Here is a 2,862-nt window from a genome sequence, read left to right on the forward strand (position 1 = left end):
GGCATGGGTCTCCTCAGTCGGCTGTGCGGGTGCGGGTGCGGGTGTGGGGAGGTGGAAGGCGCGGCCCGTGCCGTGGGGGATGGGTGGGAACGGGCCGCGCCGGTCGGGGGAGCGGAACGGGTCAGTACGCCCGGTTCCGCATACGGCGCCACCACATCAGGGCCGCGCCGATCAGGACGATGCCGCCCGCGCCGGCCCCGGCGGACGCGGCGATCAGGCGCATGTCGTCCGAGCCCTCGGCGCCGGCCGGCTGCAGCGCGTCGCCGAGCTGGCTGCGGACGTCGTTGCCGCCGTCCACACCCTTGGCGAGCGGGCCGCGCGAACCCTCGGTCGGGTTGGCCAGGTACGGGAAGGACTTGCCGAACTTCTTGTCGTTCTCGTTCACCGCGTCGCCGAGGTCGTTCTTGGCGCCGAGCAGCTCACCCTCGACGACCTGGAGCGACGCGTCGATCACGTCGTCGGTGAGGCGACGCCCGTTCGGGAAGCCCGCGTTGTCACCGTCCAGGACACCCAGCCGCTTGGGCTTGGCGGCCGGCTTGATGGACGTGTTGAGCCGAAGCTGCTCCGACGGCGTCACATGCGGCGGCTGGTTGAGGTCCTTGACCCCCTTGAGGAACACATCGACCAGGTCGTTGCGCGGCTCGTCGGGCGCCGGGATCTTGTAGATCCCCTCGATGAGCTTGGGCAGCTCCGGGTTGGTGACGTTCTCCAGGAACTGGGCGTCGTCCCGCGGCGCGGACGCGTTGAACTTGTCCTTGTCCTTCAGCGGGTTGACGACCTCGTTCACCAGCGGCATGCCGAGGCGCGAGACCTGGGAGTAGTAGCCCTTGGCGTTCTCGCGCTGCGTCGTCGACCAGACGCCGACGATCGGCTGTTCGTGCGACTCGGCGATGAAGCTGTTGGGGACCTGCAGGGCGATCGAGTTGACGTTGTAGCCCTTGAGCGTGTCGTTGCCGACCTCGGAGAGGTTCCCGCCGTACAGCAGGTCGAAGACCCTCAGGTCAAGGAAGAACGGGTCGTCGGCCTGACCGGCGAACGTCTGGGCGCCCCCGGCGAGCTTGTGGATCGCCTGCTTGCGCAGGGTGTTGTAGTCCGGCATCGACGCCTTGCCGACATTCGACGGCGCCACCGGCACGTCGTCGGCGACCTTGGTCTTCGACACCGCCTTCAGGTCCTTGAGCTTGATCAGCTCGATGTCGTAGGTCTGCGTGATGTTGAGGTCGGGGTCGTCGAGGCTCTCGACCGGACCCGTGTTGTACAGGAACGTCTTGTCGTTCTTCGTGTGCGTCTTGAACGTGTACCGGAACAGCAGGTCTTCCTGCGCGTCGCCGTTGCTGTCGATGCGCAGGTCGTACTCGGCGTCCTCGGCGAAGGTGAAGAAGTTGGGCCCGCCCGCCGGTTCCTCCATCGGGATCCAGTTTGCGACGATGGTCGTCGTGTCCGGCTTGTCCGGGCTGACGAACGCGTACACGTCGGTGTTGTCGAACTGCGGTGTCCCCGAGATCAGCGGGGCCTCGCGGTGACTGGAGGCGGAGGCCTCCTCAGGGGCCAGCGCGGTCACACCGGCGGCGGCGAGCCCGCCGGTGGCCAGCGCACCACAGATCACAGTCGCGATGCTCCGGCGCCCCGCGCCGGTCCTGAAGGTAGGTGTCATGCCGTCCGTCCTCGGTGCCAACTTGCCTGACACACGCCATTCGGAGTGGTCGGCAGAGCGGATTGGTCGAATCTCAAACGTTCTTACGGCGCGAGTGAAAAGTTGTTTCATCGCCAGGCGACCCGCGTTTTCGGCGAGTTGATCCGTAACCCCATCCGGAGGTGTGTGCGTTGCGAATACCTCGTGTGAGGGGACAGGCCCGATGCGGCCTCGGAGAGGGGGAACGAGTGGAGGCGGACGAACTGCTGCTGCTCGTGGCGGGCGGGAACCACCAGGCCTTCGAGGAGCTGTACGGACTGGTGTCCGGCCCGGTGTTCGGTCTTGTACGGCGTGTGGTGCGCGATGCGGCCCAGTCGGAGGAGGTGGCTCAGGAGGTGCTGCTCGAACTGTGGCGGTCCGCAGCGAAGTTCGACCCGGACCGGGGGAGCGCGCTGTCCTGGATCCTCACCCTCGCCCACCGCCGTGCCGTCGACCGGGTGCGCAGCGCCCGCGCGGCGGGGGAGCGCGAGCAGCGCGAGGCCTGGCGCGCCCACTTCCCGGCCTTCGACCAGGTCACCGAGGAGGTCGAGGCGGGACTCGAACGCGAGTGGGTACGCCGCTGCCTGGACCGCCTCACCGAACTCCAGCGCCAGTCCGTCACCCTCGCCTACTACGAGGGCTACACCTACCGTGAGGTGGCCGAGCGGCTCTCCCTGCCGCTGGGCACCGTCAAGACGCGCATGCGCGACGGGCTGACCCGGATGCGCGAGTGCCTGGGAGGCGTGGCATGAGCCTCTTCCGCCGCGAGGACCCGCACTCGCTGGCCGCGCCCTACGCGCTCGACGCCCTGGAACCCCCGGAGCGGGTCCGCTTCGAGAGGCATATGAAGGACTGCGACCGCTGCGCCGCCGAGGTGCGTGACCTGTCCGAGGACGCCGTCCGGCTCGCCTGGTCCACGGCCGCCCCGGCCCCGGCCGCGATGCGCGACCGCGTCATGGCCGCCGTACGGACGACTCCGCAGGATCCGGTGCCCCAGGAGGCGGTACGCGAGCCGGCCCGCGCGCGTGCGACGCAGTTGCCGCCGCATGTGTGGGGCACGCAGCCGCCGCCGCGGCAGCGGGTGCGGCGCCGGATCCCGCTGTTCGTGCCCTTCGCCACGGCCACCGCCGCCGCGGCCCTCGTCGTCGCCTCGCTGTTCGCCGTCCAGGCGAACCGGACCCAGGACGAAC

At 69.3% G+C, this 2,862-nt stretch carries 3 protein-coding genes; 2 read left to right on the forward strand and 1 reads right to left on the reverse strand.

Translation table 11 applies throughout. The features are described 5' to 3' along the window. Positions 1 to 121: 121 nt before the first annotated feature. Positions 122 to 1,654, reverse strand: coding sequence for a DUF4331 domain-containing protein (locus ACFTZL_RS43575; protein ID WP_382595790.1), 1,533 nt, complete (start codon positions 1,652 to 1,654; stop codon positions 122 to 124). 227 nt (positions 1,655 to 1,881) lie between these two features. Between ACFTZL_RS43575 and ACFTZL_RS43580 the strand changes: the two genes are divergently transcribed. Together ACFTZL_RS43580 and ACFTZL_RS43585 are read left to right on the forward strand one after the other, a co-directional pair. After that, complete coding sequence (locus ACFTZL_RS43580) at positions 1,882 to 2,424, forward strand: sigma-70 family RNA polymerase sigma factor (RefSeq protein ID WP_382595793.1); 543 nt, start codon at positions 1,882 to 1,884, stop codon at positions 2,422 to 2,424. Next, the coding region (locus ACFTZL_RS43585; RefSeq protein WP_382595796.1) for a zf-HC2 domain-containing protein at positions 2,421 to 2,862 on the forward strand (442 nt) is incomplete at its 3' end. The genes ACFTZL_RS43580 and ACFTZL_RS43585, both read left to right, overlap by 4 nt.

The sequence above is a fragment of the Streptomyces sp. NPDC056948 genome, assembly GCF_042674225.1.
Lineage (GTDB): Bacteria > Actinomycetota > Actinomycetes > Streptomycetales > Streptomycetaceae > Streptomyces > Streptomyces purpurascens.

Bases quoted from the DNA above. Each gene is read 5' to 3' on its own strand.
- ACFTZL_RS43575 (WP_382595790.1), bottom strand. From the start codon at position 1,654: ATGACACCTACCTTCAGGACCGGCGCGGGGCGCCGGAGCATCGCGACT.